Here is a 375-nt window from a genome sequence, read left to right on the forward strand (position 1 = left end):
AAGAGAGATCCCACAACCCCGCATACGCAACCCCTGCCGGGTCTCACACGTATACGGTTTAGCCTCATCCAGTTTCGCTCGCCACTACTCCCGGAATCACGGTTGTTTTCTCTTCCTGCGGGTACTGAGATGTTTCACTTCCCCGCGTTCCCTCCACTTGCCCTATGTGTTCAGGCAAGGGTGACAGCCCATGACGACTGCCGGGTTTCCCCATTCGGACACCCCCGGATCAAAGCCTGGTTGACGACTCCCCGGGGCCTATCGTGGCCTCCCACGTCCTTCATCGGTTCCTGGTGCCAAGGCATCCACCGTGCGCCCTTAAAAACTTGGCCACAGATGCTCGCGTCCACTGTGCAGTTCTCAAACAACGACCAG

General features: G+C 58.1%; 1 rRNA gene. It reads right to left on the minus strand.

The annotated features are described in order from the left end of the window. Nucleotides 1-332: ribosomal RNA gene (locus KUM44_RS36050) — 23S ribosomal RNA — on the minus strand; the annotation flags it as partial. Nucleotides 333-375: the final 43 nt, after the last annotated feature.

Source organism: Streptomyces sp. AC550_RSS872, assembly GCF_019049285.1.
Classification (GTDB): Bacteria; Actinomycetota; Actinomycetes; order Streptomycetales; family Streptomycetaceae; genus Streptomyces.